General features: G+C 74.3%; 14 protein-coding genes. 4 read left to right on the forward strand and 10 right to left on the reverse strand.

The genetic code is table 11. The annotated features are described in order from the left end of the window. Positions 1 to 168 precede the first annotated feature (168 nt). The 6 genes from KLI87_RS37150 to KLI87_RS37175 form a co-directional block, all read right to left on the reverse strand. A complete protein-coding gene (locus KLI87_RS37150; RefSeq protein WP_308166496.1) occupies positions 169 to 984 on the reverse strand; it encodes a glutamate ABC transporter substrate-binding protein in 816 nt (271 codons plus the stop codon). Positions 985 to 1,107: 123 nt separating this feature from the next. Continuing rightward, positions 1,108 to 2,607: a hypothetical protein gene (locus tag KLI87_RS37155; RefSeq protein ID WP_246251112.1), complete on the reverse strand. Its 1,500-nt coding sequence runs from the start codon at positions 2,605 to 2,607 to the stop codon at positions 1,108 to 1,110. Then, the gene (locus KLI87_RS37160; RefSeq protein WP_214620752.1) at positions 2,604 to 3,410 is read right to left on the reverse strand and encodes an FHA domain-containing protein; all 807 of its coding nucleotides are present in this window, start codon (positions 3,408 to 3,410) and stop codon (positions 2,604 to 2,606) included. Before KLI87_RS37160 ends, KLI87_RS37155 begins: the two co-directional genes overlap by 4 nt. Before the next feature lie 2 nt (positions 3,411 to 3,412). Further along, positions 3,413 to 4,774 (reverse strand): VWA domain-containing protein, encoded by a 1,362-nt coding sequence (locus tag KLI87_RS37165; RefSeq protein ID WP_156221179.1) that lies wholly within the window; start codon positions 4,772 to 4,774, stop codon positions 3,413 to 3,415. Continuing rightward, on the reverse strand, positions 4,771 to 6,174 hold the full coding sequence (locus KLI87_RS37170; RefSeq protein WP_214620753.1) for a protein phosphatase 2C domain-containing protein: 1,404 nt from the start codon (positions 6,172 to 6,174) through the stop codon (positions 4,771 to 4,773). Before KLI87_RS37170 ends, KLI87_RS37165 begins: the two co-directional genes overlap by 4 nt. Continuing rightward, complete coding sequence (locus KLI87_RS37175) at positions 6,171 to 8,318, reverse strand: tetratricopeptide repeat protein (protein WP_374225499.1); 2,148 nt, start codon at positions 8,316 to 8,318, stop codon at positions 6,171 to 6,173. Before KLI87_RS37175 ends, KLI87_RS37170 begins: the two co-directional genes overlap by 4 nt. On the opposite strand from KLI87_RS37175, the gene KLI87_RS41990 reads away from it, so the two are divergent. Continuing rightward, on the forward strand, positions 8,266 to 8,406 hold the full coding sequence (locus KLI87_RS41990) for a hypothetical protein (protein WP_374225501.1): 141 nt from the start codon (positions 8,266 to 8,268) through the stop codon (positions 8,404 to 8,406). The two genes, KLI87_RS37175 and KLI87_RS41990, sit on opposite strands and share 53 nt — an antisense overlap. Positions 8,407 to 8,749: 343 nt before the next feature. Here the strand turns inward: KLI87_RS41990 and KLI87_RS37180 are convergent, their stop codons facing one another. Then, positions 8,750 to 9,946, reverse strand: a complete 1,197-nt coding sequence (locus KLI87_RS37180) for a hypothetical protein (RefSeq protein WP_156221177.1) — start codon at positions 9,944 to 9,946, stop codon at positions 8,750 to 8,752. A gap of 213 nt (positions 9,947 to 10,159) precedes the next feature. Here KLI87_RS37180 and KLI87_RS37185 point away from each other — a divergent pair, with 213 nt between their 5' ends. Then, positions 10,160 to 10,645, forward strand: coding sequence for a YafY family protein (locus KLI87_RS37185; RefSeq protein ID WP_156221175.1), 486 nt, complete (start codon positions 10,160 to 10,162; stop codon positions 10,643 to 10,645). Between the two features lie 150 nt (positions 10,646 to 10,795). On the opposite strand, the gene KLI87_RS37190 is transcribed toward KLI87_RS37185, so the two are convergent. Further along, positions 10,796 to 11,572, reverse strand: coding sequence for an alpha/beta fold hydrolase (locus tag KLI87_RS37190; protein WP_156221173.1), 777 nt, complete (start codon positions 11,570 to 11,572; stop codon positions 10,796 to 10,798). Positions 11,573 to 11,670: 98 nt separating this feature from the next. Next, positions 11,671 to 13,290: a PucR family transcriptional regulator gene (locus tag KLI87_RS37195; protein WP_214620754.1), complete on the reverse strand. Its 1,620-nt coding sequence runs from the start codon at positions 13,288 to 13,290 to the stop codon at positions 11,671 to 11,673. A gap of 139 nt (positions 13,291 to 13,429) precedes the next feature. Between KLI87_RS37195 and KLI87_RS37200 the strand changes: the two genes are divergently transcribed. Both KLI87_RS37200 and KLI87_RS37205 read left to right on the forward strand, forming a co-directional pair. Further along, on the forward strand, positions 13,430 to 14,752 hold the full coding sequence (locus tag KLI87_RS37200; protein ID WP_250904626.1) for an aspartate aminotransferase family protein: 1,323 nt from the start codon (positions 13,430 to 13,432) through the stop codon (positions 14,750 to 14,752). Further along, the gene (locus KLI87_RS37205; RefSeq protein WP_214620755.1) at positions 14,749 to 16,269 is read left to right on the forward strand and encodes a CoA-acylating methylmalonate-semialdehyde dehydrogenase; all 1,521 of its coding nucleotides are present in this window, start codon (positions 14,749 to 14,751) and stop codon (positions 16,267 to 16,269) included. The genes KLI87_RS37200 and KLI87_RS37205 overlap by 4 nt, the downstream gene beginning before the upstream one ends. Here KLI87_RS37205 and KLI87_RS37210 read toward each other — a convergent pair. Beyond that, a complete protein-coding gene (locus tag KLI87_RS37210) occupies positions 16,205 to 17,758 on the reverse strand; it encodes a hypothetical protein (RefSeq protein WP_214620756.1) in 1,554 nt (517 codons plus the stop codon). The genes KLI87_RS37205 and KLI87_RS37210 overlap by 65 nt on opposite strands. Between the last annotated feature and the right edge of the window lie 148 nt (positions 17,759 to 17,906).

The following is a 17,906-nucleotide window of genomic DNA, read 5'->3' on the forward strand; positions in this document are numbered from 1 at the left end:
GCGGCCGTATTCCACCGGTTCGGGTTTTGTTCGCGACCATAACTTACGATCACGTGCGACGACCGGAACTTACGTAACCGACTGATCTCAGTGGCCATCCGGTCTCAACCGCGCCCCGAGCCCCCGTGGACGGCCCCGACGTCACGCCCCCGTCCTGCGCGGTCGCGGTCAGTCACAGCCCTCGAACTGCGGGACGGTCGTGGTCACCTTGAGGCTGGTGTCGCCGAACCACTTCGCCAGCAGGTCGCGCATCGTGGGGCCCTGGTACATCTCGGTGATCGCCTTGTTGACGGCCTCGCAGCCGTCGAGGTCGCCCTTGCGGATGCCGATGCCGTACGGCTCGTCCGAGAACGGTGCGTTCACGAACCGCGGCGGGCGGCCCCGCCCGTCCTTCGCCGCCTGCGCCGCGAGGCCCGCGAGGATCAGGTCGTCGGTGGACACCGCGTCCATCCGTCCGGCCGACATCTCGGCCACGCAGGCCGCGTAGCCGCCGGCCTCGACCGGCAGCGCGGCGACGCCCTTCTCGTCGTGCACGCGCGGGAACGAGACCGACCCCGGGACCTTGCACAGGCGCTTGCCCTTGAGGTCGTGCACGTCCTTGACGGAGGTGTCCGACGCGGGGACGAGGATGTCCTGGTGCGCGACGTAGTACGGGCCCGCGAACGTCACCCGTGTCTTGCGCTCGGGCGTGATGGAGTAGCTCGCCACGACGAGGTCGACCTTGCCCGACCGCAGCATCGAGTCGCGGGTCGCGTAGCCGACCTGCTTGAAGGTGAGGTTCTCCGGGGGCACACCGAGGCGGCGGGCGACCTCCTTCGCGACGTCGATGTCGAAGCCCTGGTGGCCGTCTCCGACGCGCTGGCCGACGCCGGGCTGGTCGGAGTTGACCCCGACGACGAGGCTGTCCTTCCTCGCGACGGAGCTCTCGCCCGCGTCGGCGACCCCGCAGGCGCCGGCCGCGAGGAGCGCCCCGGCCGCGAGCACCGCCCCCGCGCCGGCGCGCGGCGGCGCGCCCCGCCGCCGTACCGACCGTGCCGATCCCGACCGTGCCGATCCCGACCGTGCCGCCCTCGACCGTGCCGACCGTGCTGCGCCCATGACGCCCCCTCACCTAGACCATCGGTACTCCGCCAGCCGGGGGCGCACACCGATCAGCGTGAGCGCGATGATGATCACGCCGGCCACCGGCAGGACGCCGTACCAGCCCTCCGTGCCTCCCTCGCCGTCCGCGACCGCGGCGCGGAACGCGGCCTGGTGCGCCTCGATCAGCGACTGGAGGGACTTGTCGTAGCGGACGTAGTCGCCCGCGGCGGCGTCGTGCGCCGCGACCGCCTGGGCGCGCTGCCCGCCGTTCACGAGGTCCCGCATCCGGCGGTCGTTCGCCTGGAACCGCCGGTACTCCTCCAGCACCTTGACGAGCGCGCCGCGCTGCCTGCCGTCGGTCGAGCGCGACGCCTCGGTGCCGAAGAACCCGAGGAACGGCACCCGCCCCCGCTCGAAGTCCAGCCCCTTCTGTACCGCCTGGTTGTACTCGTTCAGGTTCCCGGCCTTCAGGTACAGGACGGTCTGGGACTTGCTCAGGAACACCTGCTCGTAGGAGTCCGCCCGGCCGGGGTCGATGAGGTACCGCGTCTCGTCGGCGTTCGCGCTGTTGCTGATGGCGCGGGCGCGCGACAGCGCCAGGATCGAGTCGAAACCGTCGTCCTTGGCGTCGCGCAGATGGTTCGCCTGCCCGGACAGCATCACCGCGCTCACCCCGGTCAGGACGAGCGTGAGGAGCGTGGCGAGGGCCAGCGCCGGGTTCAGCGTCCGCCGGAACCGGGCCGCCATGTACACCTGGAGACCGACCAGCACGACCAGGAGCGCCACGCCCGTGACGAGGATCAGCGTGCGCCCGTCCAGCACGTCGGACCGCCGGTCCTCGTAGGTGTGCCGGACGAGGGTGCCGTTGTCGAGCGTCAGGTTGTAGGCCTTGGGCAGCAGGTCCAGCTTCATCAGGTCGGTCGCGGCGCGGTACTGCAGCACGACGTTCTGCGGCGGCGCCCCGGAGGTGTGCCCGGCCCGCCGGTCGAGGTCGAGGGCCTGGGTGGCGAGCCGCTCGTACCGGCCGAGCGCGAACACCAGCTCGCGGGCGGTGGTGTCCTCGGTGTACTCGTCGGCGAGCTTGGCGGCCTGGAGCAGCGCCTCGCCGGCCTTCGCGCGGCTCCGGTCGTAGGCGGCGAGGGCCCGGTCACGGCCGCCGCCGGGGGCGCCGCCGATGAGCAGCGCGTCGGCGAGCTGCGCGTCCATCTCGGTGAGCTGGAAGTACAGGTCGCCGGTCGCGACGACCTGCGGGCCCGCGTCGTACCCGATCACCTGGACGCCCTCGCGGGCGCTCGCGACCGCCCACCACGCCGCGCCGAGCAGCCCGAGCAGCAGCGCGAGGGCGAGCGCCGTCAGCGTCCTGACGCGTCCCGCGACCGTGCGCGGCAGCGTCCGCGCGAGGCCCTTCCGCGCCGGCGGCGGGGTGCGCCTCGGCCGGATCGAGGACGGGCCGCGCCGGGCGGGCGGCGCGCCGGACGCGGTGGCGGCCGTCCCCGTCGCGGGCGTCTGCTGAACGGCGGTCATGTCGCCTCGCCTCGTGTGAGCGTGATGGTGGTCCAGGCGCCGATGTGGATGCGGTCGCCCTCGGAGAGCGGTACCTCGACGTTGAACGGGATCGGGGTGGTGGACCCGTTGAGGCAGGTCCGGTTGGTGGAGCCGGGGTCCACCAGCGTCCAGGTGCCGTCCGGCTTGGCGAGCAGGACCGCGTGGGTGTGCGAGACGCCGGGGTCCTCCGGGGGCTCGCGCAGGTCGATCTCGGGCGGCTCGGGCCGGGACGAGCTGCGCCGCCCGATGCGGACCTCCCGCTTGACGAGCGGGATGCGCCGTTCCGGGGCGTAGGGCGGGAAGGAGAGGGACGCCGAGTCCGGGCCCTCCTCGGCGATGACCGCGTTGTAGTAGTCGCGGTCGGCGATCACCACGGCCGTCCACGCCCCCGCGCCGTTCGGGGCGGGGGACGGAGCCGGGGGCGGCGCCGGATTTGGGACCGGCGCCGGAGCCGGGACCGGCGCCGGAGCCGGGGCGGGCGGCGGCGAGAGGGACGAGCTCGGGGCCGGGGCCGGGGCCGGCTGCGGAGGGGTCGGCCTGCCGCCGCCCGTGGCGAAGTCGTAGCCGCACGCCTCGCAGAACCGGTCGCTCGCGGGCGTCCCGCAGTCGGGGCACCGGGTGCCGCCGGGCGTGGGCATCGCCTGCGTCGGGACGCCCACCCCTCCGCCGCCGCCCGAGGGGACCGACGGGGCGGACGCGCCGGACGCCGCGCCGATGCGCTCGCCGCACAGGTCGCAGTAGTCGTCCGACTGCGAGGAGTGGCCGTTGGGGCAGGTCGGCATGCTCAGCCCTCGCCCCGCCGGGTGTGCACGGTCTCGTCCCGCCGCGTGTGGACCTCGTTGTGGCGCGTCCGCACGGTCTTGGACGAGCGGGTGTCGAGCTCCATCTCGTCGGCCTTGTCGATGTCGCGCTTGAGCCGGACGGTCCCGGTGGCGGGGTCGACGACGTCCACGACCTTGCGGAGCATCGAGGTGATCGCGTCGTTGCCCGCCTCGTCGGCCAGCACCACCGCGCGGCCCAGGCGCGCGGTGGCGGTGTCGAGGTCGCCGTCCTTGCGGGCCTGCAGCCCCTCCTGGATGACGGCGGCCAGCTCCGCCTGGCCGGTGTAGTGCGCGACCCGCGCGTTGATCCGGGTGGACTGCGCCTCGTCGTCGGTCCACTGCGCCAGCACGTTGCCGGTCGCCAGCGGCGCCGACTCGCCGCCGGAGGCGTCCGGCACGACCAGCTTCACCCACGCGGCCCGCAGCTCGCGCCCGATGTCGCCGGGCGGGACCTCCACGCACAGGTGGTAGTCGCGGCTCTCCGCGCCCCACGCGCCGAGGGGGTAGTCGCCCGCCTGCGGGCCGTTGTCGACGCGGCGGCCCGTCAGGTCCTCCACCGACGGCATGACCTGCTTGACGAACCGCAGCTTGGCGGTCTGCGGGGTCTGCACCCGCAGCACGACGTCGGCGACCGACTTGCCCATCGCCGCCCGCGTCATCGCCTCGAAGTCGGCGACCAGCCCGGCGGGGTCGGCGACGATGTCCACGCTGCCCAGCAGCGCCGAGGAGATCTTGCGCAGCTCGGCGACCTCCCAGTCGGTGCCGACGCCGCGGCAGTCGCACACGAACCGCCCGGCGCAGCGGAACAGGACCGAGTCCAGCTCCTCCGCCGTCTCGTGCTGGTTCTTGCCGTCGGTCAGCAGGATCGCGTGCCGGATGGCGCCCTGCCGGTCGTCGAACAGCTGGTCGGCCAGCCGCAGCCACGACCCGATCGCGGTACCGCCCGACGCCTTCAGCCTGCTCAGCGCGTGCTTGGCGAGGCGCCTGCTCTCCTCGCTCGCCGGGACCAGTCCCGGCTGCTGGGGGTACACCATCGCCGCCGAGTTCGACCCGGACACGACCGCGAACCGGACGCCGTCGCGCAGCGTGTCGATCGCGGTCTGCGCGGCGGCGATCGCCGCGCGCAGCTTGGTGTCGGGGTAGGACATCGACCCCGAGGTGTCGATGATGATGACCTCGGACGCGTCGGTGGCGGTGGGCGCGGCGGCGGCCGCCCCGTCGGCGGCGGTCGCCTCCACCGACACGATCGCGTGCACCTCGCGGCCGCCCTCGGGCAGGAACTTGTTCTGGTCGATCCTGATGCTGAACTGGGGGTGCTGGCTCATCGGCGCTGCTCCGTGCTCTGTGTCGGAAAGGCGGGCAGGACGGGGATCACGGCGACCGTGATGTTGTCGCGGCCCCCCGCGTCGAGGGCGCGGCGCACCAGCGTCCGGGCCGCGCGCAGCGGATCGGCGGTGGGGTCGGCGGCCGGGCCGCCGGCGGCGGAGGGCGCGGGGTCGGCGCCGGCGACGGCACCGGGGGCGGCACCGGGGGCGGCGCCGCCGGAGGCGGGTTCGCCGGTGTTCGACAGCAGCCCCGCGAGGTCCGCCGCCTGCGGGAAGTAGTTCCACAGGCCGTCGCTGCACACCAGCAGCGTGCCCGGCCCGGACGGGCGGAACGTCCGCACGTGCGGCCTGACCTCCTCGGCGTCCGCGCCGAGCCAGGCGGTGATGACGTGCGCGTTCGGGTGCGCCTCCGCCTCGGCCTCGGTCAGCGCGCCCTGCGCGACCATGATCGCGGCCCACGAGTCGTCGTCGGTGAGCTGCCGGGACCCGTCGAGGTCCACGACCTCGACCGCGTCGCCCCCGTCGGGCTGGGTGTCGCCGGTGTCGAGGTCGGCCAGGGCGAACTCGGCGGTGTCGGGCCCGTCGTCGCCGTCGCCCCCGGGCGGCGGGGGCTCCTGCGCGGCCAGCCAGTAGGCGCGGCTGTCGCCGACCCAGCCGACCGTGAGCGCCCCGTCCCGCGTCACCGCCGACACGTAGGTGCACGACGGCGCCTCGGACGGGGACTCGGCCAACGCCGCGACGGCCTCGGCCGCCTTCAGCGCCGCGGCGCGGGTGGCCTCGGCGGGGTCCTCGCCCGAGTCCAGGCGCGCGGCCAACTCGGCGGCGCCGGTGTCGGCCGCCGCGCGGGAGGCGTCCTCGGGGCGCTGGGAGGAGCCGACGCCGTCCGACACCACGGCCGCGATCCCGGCGGAGTGGGCGATCAGGGCGATGGCGTCCTCGTTGCGGGGGTAGCGCAGGCCGCGGTCGCTCGCGCCCGCCGCGACGAGCCGCCGGACCTCGGCGACGCCGTTGCCCGCGGCCCCGTTCGCGGTTCCGTTCGCGGGCGGCGCCGCGTCCCGGGCGGGGATCTCGATCTCGACATGGTCGCGGTCGACGGGCTGGCGGAGCCCGCACCGCTCGCAGTAGCCGTCCTCGTCGATCGCCGTCCCACCGCACTGCGCGCACGGCACCGCGGCCGGCGCGCGGCGGGCGCGCGGCGACGCCGAGCTCTGCTTGATCGTGGCGCCCGCGCGGGCGGCGGGGCTCAGCCCGTCCGGGCGGGGTTCGGGAGCACCGCCCGGCTCGGCGCCGTCCAGCCGGTGCCCGCACTCCTCGCAGAACTTCTCCCCGGCGTACACGATCTCGCCGCAGCTCGGGCACGCGAGCTCGGCCGACTTGGTGCTCGCCTGGTCATCGGTCACAGCAGCGTCCTCGGGCGTACGGTGTTGGCGGCGTCGATCAGCAAGCGGCTCTCCTCGCGGTCGCGGGTCAGCCGTGCCAGCCCCCGGTAGGTCCTCTCCAGCAGCGACCGCAGCGGCGCCTCGGCGAGCTGCTCGCCGAGCAGCGCCCCGCCCCGCGCCCCGGCGCCGGGGCCCGGCCCGACGACCAGCCAGTCGAGCGCGGCCTCCAGCACCTCGGCGGCGAGCCGGTCGCCGTGCTCCCCGTCCAGGCCGAGCCGGCCGAGCCGCTCGCCCGCCTCGACCAGCTCCGCCGCCGTCAGCTCGTCCGCGTGCCGGCCGCGCACGGCGGTCGCGACGGCCGCGACCTGCGCCGGCACGTACCGGATGGAGATCTTCGGGACGGAGTCGAGCGCGGCGATCGCGCCGCCGCGGTCGCCCGCGGCCAGGTGCACGCGGGCGAGGCCGAACGCGGCGTTGATGTAGCTCTGGTCGGTGCGCCACACCAGCTCGTAGAGCCGGACGGCGTCGGCGGGCGCGCCGCGCTCGCGGCAGTAGGCGAGCGCCAGCTTCGGCGCCGCCTCCCCGGGCAGCAGCCCGTAGAGCCGGTCGAAGCGCGGCTCGGCCTCGGCGACCCGGCCCTGCGCGAGCACGGAGACGGCCCGGTACCACTCGATCCGCCAGTCGCCGGGCAGCTCCTGCCCGAGCTCCTCCAGGAACTCCTCGGCCTCGTCGAACAGGCCCATCTCGATCTTGGCGCGGGCGAGCGCGAACCGCACCTCGGGCGTGTGCTGGGGCGCGCCCGCGACGGCGGCGGCGAGCTGCGCGGGCTCCAGCGCGGTCAGCCCGCGCAGGAACCCGGCCATGGGGTCCTCCCTGACCACCAGCGGTACCGGCAGCGCGGCGGCGGCCCGCGCCGGTGGGACGGGCGGCAGCGCCGGCTCGGGTCCGTCGAGGGCGTCCGGCTCGCTCGGGTCGCCCGGGGCGGCGCGTCCGCCCTTGACGAGGGTGTCGCCCGCCGCGAACCGCTCGGGCCCGAACAGCCCGGACGGCTCGGGCCGCGGCTCGCCGTCCTCGGTGGCGAGGATCTCCCGCAGCACGCCGGTGAGCTGCTCGGCCATCTCGCCCGCGTCCTGGAAGCGCTCCGCCGGGTCCCGGTGGGTCGCGCGGCGCAGGAACCGGTCGAAGGACTCATAGCGCCGCAGCAGCTCCACCTCCCCGCGCGCCGGCAGGCTGTCGACGTACTTGCGGGTGTAGCCCTTGAACGGGAAGCTCAGCACGGCCAGCGCCCGGCCGACCGTGTACAGGTCGGAGGTGATCGAGGGGCCCTCGTCGGCGATCTCGGGGGCCTGGTAGCCGATCGTCCCGTAGATGGCGCCGTCCTGCCGGGTCAGCCGGCGGACGCCGCCGAGGTCGATCAGCCGGAGCTGCTCCTCGGACTGGATCACGTTGTCGGGCTTGAAGTCGCAGTAGACGAGGCCCTGCGTGTGCAGGTAGTCGAAGGCGCGCAGCACCTCCAGCGCGTACGCGATCGCCTGCGTGACCGGCAGGGACTCCTCGCCCAGCTCGCGGCGCCGGTGCAGCAGGATGTCCTTGAGCGACTGCCCGCCGACGTACTCCATGACGATGTAGCCGTCGCCCGCGTGCTGGACGAAGTTGTAGATCCGGACGATGTTGGGGTGCTCGACCTCGGCGAGGAAGGCGCGCTCGGCCGCCGCGGCCTCGATGGCGTCGGCGTCGCCGCTGTCCAGCAGGCCCTTGAGCACCACCCACCGGTCGCTGACGTTCTTGTCCTTGGCGAGGTAGATCCAGCCGAGGCCGCCGTGCGCGAGGCAGCCGAGCACGTCGTACTGGCCGTGGACGAGGTCGCCGGGGGAGAGCTTCGGCCGGAAGGAGAACGCGGCGCGGCACTTCGCGCAGAAGCCCTCGGTGCGTCCGGGCCGGTCGCCCCGGCTGCGCCCGACGGGCTCGCCGCAACTGCTGCAGAACCGCTTGTTCTCGGCGACCTGCGGGTCGCTCATCACGGCCGTGGACGGGTCGCGGTAAGGAACGGGGGGCACCTCGACGAGCCCCTCGCCGAGCCTGCCGCGGCCCCTGGACGACCGCGAGGAGCCGGTGCGGGTGCTGCCCGTCCGGTACGTCCCACCGGTCGACGTGCTGCCCGACATGTACCCGGAGGAGCCGCTGGACGTGCCGCCCGACGTGCCGGACGAGCCCGACGTCTGCGAGGGCGGCGAACCGCAGGACTCGCAGTAGCCGTCCACGATCGTCCCGGAGCAGCCGGGCTGGCCGCACCTGTCCGAGGCCGGGGCGGAGGCGGAGGCGGGGGCGGGGGCGCTCGCCGCCGGAGCCGATGCCGCGGCCGATGCCGGAGCCGATGCCGCGGCCGCCGCGGGCGCCGATCTGGCGGCGGGGACGGCCGCCGGTGGAGAGCCGCATCTCTCGCAGTAGCCATCGACGATCGTGCCCCCACAACCTGGGACAGAGCAGACAATCGGCGCGGACGAGCCGGTGGGGGCCGATGCGGCTGACATGCCGCATTTGACGCAGAAGCCGCCGTCAATGGTTCCGTCGCAGCCCGGCGTCGCGGTGCACTGGCTCATCGTTCCGCTCCTTTCGTCCGTGTGGTGATGGCCTGTTGGTAGTCGGACAGGGTCACGGTGGCCTTTCGCAGGTCACAGGGCGACGACCACAGCAGCCGCCGGGCGTGCTCGTACATCTCCGCGAGCGCCGCGTCCTCCGCGAGGCCCAGCCTGGCAGCCTTCACGCGGTACCCCTCCAGCCGTCCGCGCAGCTCCTCGCGCCGGTCGAGCAGGCCGCGGATCACCTCGGCGGTCCGCCGCGCCTCCTCCAGCGCGGCGCGCGCCGCCCGCTCCAGGTCCGCGACCCGGGCCGCGAGCCCGCTCCAGTCGCCGCCGCGGCCGAGCGCGGCGAGCCGCCGGTCCAGCCCGCCCGACAGCGCGGGCAGGTCGGGCAGCACGGGTGAGGCGATCTTGGCGAGGACCTCGTCGCGGTGGGCGGCGGCCGCGGCCTCCGCGGCCCGCACCTCGTCCAGGAGGCCGCCGAGGGCGCGCAGCCGCTCGTCGAACCCGGCGCGCAGCCGCTCGGCGTCCTCCAGCCTGCGGCGCGCCCCGCCGAGCGCGGCGTGCAGGGCGTCCAGGCGGGCGGTGTCGGCGCGCCCGTCCCGCGCCATCGCCATCGGGTCGGAGCGCACGGTCGCGCCGGCCGCCGCGAGGTCGGCGGCCAGCCGGTCGAGTTCGGGGTCGGCCGCGCCGAGCGCGTCCCGCAGCGACAACGCCGCGCGGCGCTCGGCCTCCACCTCGGCGAGCCGCGACAGCAGCGCCGACCACACCGTGTCGAGCGCCGCGACGGCCCGCGCGACCTCCTCGTACAGCGGCGTCATGCGCTTGACGGCCGCCTCCAGCGTCAGCCTCTCCCCGGTCGGGACCGACAGCAGCGTCCGCCGCTCCAGCGGGACCTCCTCCGCCGGCAGCTCCACCGAGGGGCCCGAGAGCAGCCAGGTGAGGCGCGCGAGGTCGGCCTGCCCCGGGCGGGAGTGCCGCGTCCTCAGCTCCTCGGCGGCGCCGAGCGCCCGCGTGTACAGGTCGAACAGGGCCCACATCGCGGACATGCGGGACTGCACGGTGGCCTGGACGCGCCGCGTCTCACCCTCCACCGCCGCGCCCTCCAGCAACTGGTAGCCCTGATGGCCTTCCAGTTCGAGGAGGGCGGTCCCGATGCGCTGCTTCTCGTCCCGCAGATGTTCGAGCGCCCGGTCGACCTCGTCCCGGCTCATCGGCGGAGTCGTCTCATTCAAGGCGGACCCACGTTCGACCCAAGTCCTTTCCCCGATTCCCCCGGCAGGAGCCACTCTCGGGGATCAGTTTTCCCCATGCGCAGTCACCATCTCAAGGCCGCGCCCAAGGACGGGCGTCCGGGCTTCCCGCACTGTGTCATGTGACGCTCCCGGGACCCGCGAAATGTCAGTGTTCGAACGTATGATCGAACCATGGCGAACGTTGCGACGCACCCCGAGACCACGCTGTCCACCGCCGAGATCGCCGCCCTCGCGCTGTCCCTCGCGCACCTGGGCACCGGCCCCCAGGCCACCACCGCGCGCCGCGCCCTGCGCGCCCTCGTCGGCGACGGCGCCCACGACGACGTGGTCGCCGCCACCCTGGCCACTCTCACCGAGCCCCTCGACGCCTCCACCGCCGACCGCGCGCGCGTCGTCGCCGCGGCCATCACCGAGCACCGCGTCGTCCGCCTCTGCTACGGCGACGCGGGCGCCAACGTCACGATCCGCGAGGTCGAGCCCGTGACCTGCCTGGTCCACCGCGACCACTGGTACCTCGTCGGCTGGTGCCGGATGCGGCGCGGCGTCCGCGCCTTCCGCTTCGACCGCGTCCTCGCCGTCGAGGCCACCGGCCTGCGCGCCCGTCCCCGCCGCGCCGACCGCTACCTCCCCTTCCAGCGCCGCCTCACCGCCGCCTGACGGGCCCGTCCGGTGCACGGCCGCCGAAGGGCCGTGCGAGCCGGCGCGCGATCACGTGATCTGACCGGCGGGGCGACGCCGAGGGCGAGCCCCACCGGTCAGGTCGCGAAGCGATGCCGCACGCGCCGAAGGGACGTGGGCGGGGCTCGGTCAGCTGAGCCAGCCGTCGAGGAGGGTGCCCGTCTCGTGGGGGGCGTCGACGTAGAGCATGTGGCCCGACTCGATCTGGGAGAGCGTCAGCCGGGGGCCGAGCGCGGTGCGGCAGTCGACGACGAACTCGGGCCGCACCAGGTCGGCGCCGGTCGCGATCACCAGGTGTGTGGAGATGTCCGGGGGCGGCGGCAGGTGCGGCCTCGCCATCTCCGACTGCGCGGTCACGATCGCGGCGGGCTCGTACCGCCAGCGGGTCCGCCCGTCCTCGTCGTGTTCGAGGTGGGTGGTCACCTCGTCGTCGAGCATCCGCTCCGACGCCTCGGGCCACCGCGCCGCCAGCGACTCCCGCGCCTCCGCCGCGTCGGCGAACCACCGCGTGCCCAGGTAGGCGCGCGCCTCCTCCCACGCCGCGGCGGGGTCGAGCCCGATCGCCGGGTCCAGGAGGACGAGCCCGCCGACCCGGCTCGGCGCCGTCCGCGCCAGGTGCACGGCGATCATCCCGCCGTAGGAGTGCCCGACCAGGTCGGCGCGCCCGACGCCCTCGGCGTCCATGACCGCGAGGACGTCCGCGACGTGCCGCTCCACCGTCCAGGGCGGCTCGTGCGGCGACCGCCCGTGCCCGCGCAGGTCGGGCGCCAGGACGAAGCGGTCGGCGAGGTAGGTCTCGGCCGTGTGCCGCCACCGCGCCCCGTGCCCGGTGATCCCGTGCAGGGCGACCACCGGCGCCCCCGAGGGGTCGCCGTACCGGTGAACATGCAGCGCCGCGTCCGTCATGGTCGAAGCGTAAGGGCCATCGGAACCCTTGGGGGGTGTCTTTGCCGGGTCGGATCCGGCCGATCTCCGCCACGCCCCGCCCGTGGCGCGGACCCGCCTCAGGGGCGCTCCCAGCGGACGGAGCTGAGCGCCAGCAGGGCCACGTGGAGCGAGACGCAGGACTCCACGTCGTCCAGGTCGGCGTCCAGGACGCGTTCGATGCGGTGCAGGCGCTCGTAGAAGGCCGGGCGGGACAGATGCGCGAGCTGGGCGGCGACGGCCTTGTTGCGGCCGGAGTCGAGGTAGAGCTCCAGGATGCGGGTGAGGTCGCTGCCGCGCTGGGCGTCGTAGGTCAGCAGCGGGCCGAGTTCGCGTTCGACGAAGGTCTGGACGCGGGCGTCGTCGCGCAGCAGGTGCAGGAGGCCGCGCAGGCGCAGGTCGGGCAGTCGGTAGAACAGGCGGCCGCCCGAGCCCCGGGACGCGACGTCGGCGACCTGCTCGGCCTCCATGAAGGAGCGGCGGACGTCGCGGATCGAGTCGACGACCGAGCCCGTCGCCATGACGGTCTCGCCGCCGGACTGCTTGCGGATGCGGGTGGCGACCTCGGTGAGGGCGGTCTCGACGTCGGCGCGGGCGGGCAGGGACGCCAGCACGCCGACGCGGGCGTGCGGGCCGCCCTCGTCCAGGACGCCGACGAGCGCGGCGAGCCGGGCGTCCTTGCAGGCGGCGGCGGCCGCCTCGGCGAGCTGGGCCAGCTCGGCGGCGTGCGGGACGGACGTGCCGGGCCCCCGGTGCCGCAGGACGACGCCGAGCAGGCGGCGGCCGGCGAGCGGGACGCCGAGCGCGCGGGCGCGGGCGGCGGCCTCCAGCGGGTCGGAGTAGGCGTGCGCGAGGATCCGGGCGATGATCGTCCCGTGCGCCTGGCGCTCGACGCCCTCGGCGTGCCGGTCCAGCAGGCGGCCGAGGGCGAGGGTGGTGGCGGCCCGCTCGACCAGCACGGTCTCGCGGGCGGACGGCGCGGAGCCGAGCACGATGATCAGCCGCCCCCAGTCCTCGCCGCGGGCGCCGACCGTGGTCACGAGCCAGCCGGAGGTCTCGTCGAAGCCCGTGCGCTGCCCGGTGCGGACCGCGCGCGACCGCGTCTCCCAGGCCGACAGCAGGTCCGAGGGGTCACCGCCGTCGGCGTCGGCGGCCAGCACCTGGTGGGACAGGTTCTCCAGCACGACCGGGTGCCCGGCGAGCGCGGCGACCTGCCGGACGACCTCGTCGGTGGAGGCGCCCTCCACCGAGAGCTGGGTGAAGATCTCGTGGAGCTGCTCGGAGGCCCGCAGCTCGGCGAACTGGTCCTGGAGGATGCGGGCGTGCACGGACTCGGTGATGTCCACGAACGCGGGCTCGTGGGCGAGGACGATCACCGGGAGGCCGTGGTCCTCGGCGGCGGCGACCAGCGCGGGCGGCAGGACGCTGGCATAGCGGCGGCCCAGCTCGATCATGAGCCCGCTGGCGCCGACCTCGGACAGGTCGCCGATGTAGGCGCGCAGCCGGTCCGGCTCGTCCGGCAGGGCGATCCCGGTGGTGAGCACCAGCTCGCCGCCGTGCAGCAGGTGCGCGATGTCGGTGACCTCGGCGACGTGCACCCAGCGGACCTTGTTGCCGGTCCGGTCGGCGCAGGCGACGACGCGCGGCTTGCCGCGGCGGACCGCGTCGAGCTGGAGGACGTCGTCGAGCGTGGGAAGCATCAACCGCGATGATATCCGCCGAACCCGCCCTCACCGGCGGATTCGCGTGGGGGGCCTCCGGCAGAACGTCAAACCTTGGGGCCGTGTCCTGACACTCTGCGGGTGTCGCGGTGGGGTCCGGCCGACCAGACTGGGGTGCATGTCGGAAAACGTCACGTCAGGACACGCGGATCTGCTCCGGCGCCACAGGGCGGTCATGCCGTCCTGGATGGCGCTCAACTACGCGGATCCCATCGAGATCGCCGGCGGCAAGGGGAACCGCGTGACCGACGCCGAGGGGCGCGGCTACCTGGACTTCTTCACGGGCATCCTCACCAACATGATCGGGTACGACGTGCCCGAGGTGCGCGAGGCGGTGGAGCGGCAGATCGCGACCGGCGTCGTGCACACCTCGACCGCCTACCTGCTGCGCGGGCAGGTCGAGCTGGCCGAGAAGATCGCCCGGCTGTCGGGCATCCCGGACGCGAAGGTGTTCTTCACCAACTCCGGGACCGAGGCGAACGAGACGGCGCTGCTGCTGGCGACCTACGCGCGGCGCACCGACCAGGTCCTCGCGATGCGGCAGAGCTACCACGGGCGCTCGTTCGGCGCGGTCGGGGTGACGGGCAACCGGGCCTGGACGAACATCTCCTACTCGCCGCTGAACGTCCACTTCCTGCACGGCGCAGACCGGAGCCTGCCGCAGTTCGCCGGCATGACCGACGGGGCCTACATCGACGCGTGCGTCCAGGACCTGCGGCACGTGCTCGCCACCGCCACCGGCGGCGACGTCGCGGCGCTGATCGCCGAGCCGATCCAGGGCGTCGGCGGGTTCACGATGGCGCCGGACGGGCTGTTCGCCGCCTACAAGCGGGTGCTGGACGAGCACGGCATCCTGTTCATCTCCGACGAGGTCCAGACCGGATGGGGACGGACGGGCCAGGGCTTCTGGGGCATCGACAACCACGGCGTGACGCCGGACATGATGACCTTCGCCAAGGGCCTCGGCAACGGGTACGCGGTGGGCGGCGTCGTGGCGCGGGGCGAGCTGATGGACGCCCTGCACGCGGTGGGCCTGTCCACCTTCGGCGGCAACCCGGTCTCGATGGCCGCCGCGAACGCCACCCTCGACTACGTCCTCGACCACGACCTCCAGGCCAACGCCGCCCGCCAGGGCGCCACGATCATCGGCGGGCTGGAGCGTGCCGCCGGCCGGTTCCCCGTGGTCAAGCAGGTGCGCGGCAAGGGGCTGATGTTCGCGGTCGAGCTGGCCGACCCGGCGACCGGCGAGCCGAGCCCGCCGCTGGCCGCCGCGCTGATGGAGGCCGCCCGCGAGCGCGGCCTGCTGGTCGGCAAGGGCGGCCTGTACGGCAACGTGGTGCGCATGGCGCCGCCGCTGACGCTGACCGACGACGAGGCCGCCGAGGGCCTCGGCATTCTGATCGCATCTCTCGAAACCGTGAACGAGGCCGCAACATCGTGACCCAGACAGGCAAGACCGACAGCAAGCACATCACCCACTGGATCGGCGGCAAGCCCTTCGACGGCGTGGCCGAGCGCCGGGGCGACATCTACGAGCCCGCGACCGGACGCGTCGCCGGCACGGTCGACTTCGCGTCCGGCTCCGAGGTGGACGCGGCCGTCGCGGCGGCCAAGGCGGCGTTCCCCGGCTGGCGCGACGCGTCCCTCACCAAGCGGACCCGGGTGCTGTTCCGCTTCCGCGAGCTGCTGACCGAGCACCGCGACGAGATCGCCCGGCTCATCTCCGCCGAGCACGGCAAGGTCGTCTCGGACGCGGCGGGCGAGGTCGCGCGCGGCCTGGAGGTCGTGGAGTTCGCCTGCGGCATCCCGCACCTGCTCAAGGGCGGCTTCTCGGAGAACGTGTCCACGCGGGTGGACGCCTACTCGATCCTCCAGCCGCTCGGCGTCGTCGCCGGGATCACGCCGTTCAACTTCCCGGCCATGGTGCCGATGTGGATGTTCCCCGTGGCGATCGCCTGCGGCAACACCTTCGTGCTGAAGCCCTCGGAGAAGGACCCGTCGGCGTCGGTGCGGATCGCCGAGCTGTGGGCCGAGGCGGGCCTGCCCGAGGGCGTGTTCAACGTCGTGCACGGTGACAAGACCGCCGTGGACGGGCTGCTCGACCACCCGGACGTGCGGGCCGTCAGCTTCGTCGGCTCGACCCCCATCGCCCGCTACATCTACGAGACGGCGGCGGGCAACGGCAAGCGGGTGCAGGCGCTCGGCGGCGCCAAGAACCACATGGTGGTGCTGCCGGACGCCGACCTCGACCTGGCCGCCGACGCGGCCGTCTCGGCGGGCTTCGGCTCGGCGGGGGAGCGCTGCATGGCGATCTCCGTGGTCGTCGCCGTCGAGCCCGTCGCCGACGAGCTGCTGGCCAAGGTCCGCGACCGCGTCGCGAGGCTGAGCATCGGCCCCGGCGACGACCCCGAGTCCGACATGGGCCCGCTGGTCACCGCGCAGCACCGGGACAAGGTCGCCTCCTACCTCGACAGCGGCGTCGCCCAGGGCGCGACGCTGGCGATCGACGGGCGCGGGACGCCGGTGCGCGGCGGAGGCGGCGAGGGGTTCTGGCTCGGGCCGTCCGTCCTCGACCACGTGACCCCCGACATGGACGCCTACAAGGACGAGATCTTCGGGCCCGTCCTGTCGGTCGTGCGGGTCGGCTCCTACGAGGAGGCCATGGAGGTCATCTCCGCCAACCCCTACGGCAACGGCACCGCGATCTTCACCAACGACGGCGGCGCGGCGCGCCGCTTCCAGAACGAGGTGGAGGTCGGGATGGTCGGGATCAACGTCCCGATCCCGGTCCCGATGGCCTACTACTCCTTCGGCGGCTGGAAGGACTCGCTGTTCGGCGACAGCCACGCGCACGGCATGGAGGGCGTCCACTTCTACACGCGGACGAAGGCCGTCACGGCGCGCTGGCTCGACCCGAGTCACGGTGGCGTGAACCTCGGTTTTCCCACCAACGGCTGACGCCCCGCTCGGGCTCCGCGTCGCCGGGGCCCGTCCCCTCGGGCTCTGAGGGTTCGTCGTCCCCGGGCCCGGGTCCGGACTCGACCGGCTCCGCGCCGGCGGGCACCGGCTCGGGCCTGCGGGCGCGGAGGGCCGACAGCGCGAGCCCGACCGCCAGGCAGGCGAACGGCATCGGCGGCACCACGTACCGGTAGTCGAAGTCGGCGCTGGCGATCGGGAACAGCAGCAGCGTCGCGGCCGTGCCCCACGCGAGCAGCACCTCCCGGCGCCGCCACCGCGCGGCGGCCAGGCCGACGGCGCCGGCCGCGAACACGGCGCCGAGCGCGGGCCCCGGCAGGAAGACCTTCTCCTGGTAGCCGATCATCCGGTCGGCCTGCGGCTGGACGACCCGGCTCGGCGTGTCGGTGCCGCCGTAGCGCATCGCGTCGGTCAGGACCGTGCCCCCGCCGCCGATGCTCCTCCCGGCGGGGAAGAGCTGCGGCCGGTCGGGGAAGTGGTAGAGGCGCTCGGTGCCGGCGGTGGGGTGCGGGGCGCGGTGCTGCGAGAACGCCATCTGGACGCCGCGTCCGATCGCGTGCAGGTAGTCGCCGGGCTGGGCGAGGATCGCGCGGACGGCGAAGTCGCGCAGCGTCTTGTTGGCCTCCGAGGAGGTCACGCTGTGGAACCGCTCACGCGGCGGGATGTCGTTGCGCCAGATGAGGTGGCCGGGCGGGTCCTGCTGCGCCTTGGTCGCGGCGTCCAGGCACAGGCCCCGCTCCTCGGGCGGCGGGTCCATCTTCGCGCAGTCGGCGAAGTTCGCCGTCCGCCCCCACAGGTAGAGGCCGTCGGCCGTGGTCAGCCCGTACTCGCCGCGTTCGGAGTGGAACCACATCGCGTACGCGACGAGCGGGACGGCCGCCGCCGCGCCGAACGCGAGCACCGGGGGCAGGTCGGGCCGCGCGCGGGGGAGCAGCCGGGGCAGCAGCCTCGCTGGACGCCCGCGCAGCAGCAGCACGAGCAGGATCACCGGGATCAGCGGGGCGCCCGCCGACCGGACGAGCACCGCGCCGCCGAGCAGCACCCCGGCGGGCAGCGCCGTCCACCAGACGGGCCGGCGCCACAGCAGCAGGGTCAGGCCCGCCATGATGAGGAACGTGAACAGCGCCTCGGACATCAGCAGGTGTTCGAGCTCGATCTGGTACGCGTCGTACAGCACGGGCAGCGCGACGATCGCGGCCGCCCAGGCGGGCAGCCGGGCGCGCACGAGCAGCACGTAGATCATCACCGCGACCGCCAGGCCCATGAGGTGCTGCACCACCACGACCGCCTTCAGGCTGTGCAGCGGCTCCATGAGGTTCAACATGAACGAGTAGCCGAGCGTCTTGCTGCGGGACGGCGACGGGCGCAGCGCGTAGCCCATGTAGAAGTAGGAGTCGCCGGTGAACCAGAGCCCCTGCGGATAGGCGCGGACGGCGGTCCAGCGCAGGAGCGCGCCTCCGATCAGCGCCACCGCGAACGGTCCATGGCGAAGATACGGACGAAACGCCCAGATTGCAGTAAAGGCCGCGATAAGCCGTGGGGGCACGCCCGCTCCGCCTCGATGGTCCTCGGTCACAAACGATCAGCAGCGAGCCAGGGTAGACGTGCACCGTGACACC

The sequence above is a fragment of the Actinomadura sp. NEAU-AAG7 genome (genome assembly GCF_018603865.1).
GTDB lineage: Bacteria > Actinomycetota > Actinomycetes > Streptosporangiales > Streptosporangiaceae > Spirillospora > Spirillospora litoris.

Coding starts and splice junctions, on each gene's coding strand:
- KLI87_RS37155 (WP_246251112.1), bottom strand. CDS start 2,607: ATGACCGCCGTTCAGCAGACGCCCGCGACGGGGACGGCCGCCACCGCG.
- KLI87_RS37190 (WP_156221173.1), bottom strand. CDS start 11,572: ATGACGGACGCGGCGCTGCATGTTCACCGGTACGGCGACCCCTCGGGG.
- KLI87_RS37200 (WP_250904626.1), top strand. CDS start 13,430: ATGTCGGAAAACGTCACGTCAGGACACGCGGATCTGCTCCGGCGCCAC.
- KLI87_RS37165 (WP_156221179.1), bottom strand. CDS start 4,774: ATGAGCCAGCACCCCCAGTTCAGCATCAGGATCGACCAGAACAAGTTC.
- KLI87_RS37175 (WP_374225499.1), bottom strand. CDS start 8,318: ATGTCGGGCAGCACGTCGACCGGTGGGACGTACCGGACGGGCAGCACC.
- KLI87_RS37195 (WP_214620754.1), bottom strand. CDS start 13,290: ATGCTTCCCACGCTCGACGACGTCCTCCAGCTCGACGCGGTCCGCCGC.
- KLI87_RS37180 (WP_156221177.1), bottom strand. CDS start 9,946: ATGAGCCGGGACGAGGTCGACCGGGCGCTCGAACATCTGCGGGACGAG.
- KLI87_RS37160 (WP_214620752.1), bottom strand. CDS start 3,410: ATGCCGACCTGCCCCAACGGCCACTCCTCGCAGTCGGACGACTACTGC.
- KLI87_RS37185 (WP_156221175.1), top strand. CDS start 10,160: ATGGCGAACGTTGCGACGCACCCCGAGACCACGCTGTCCACCGCCGAG.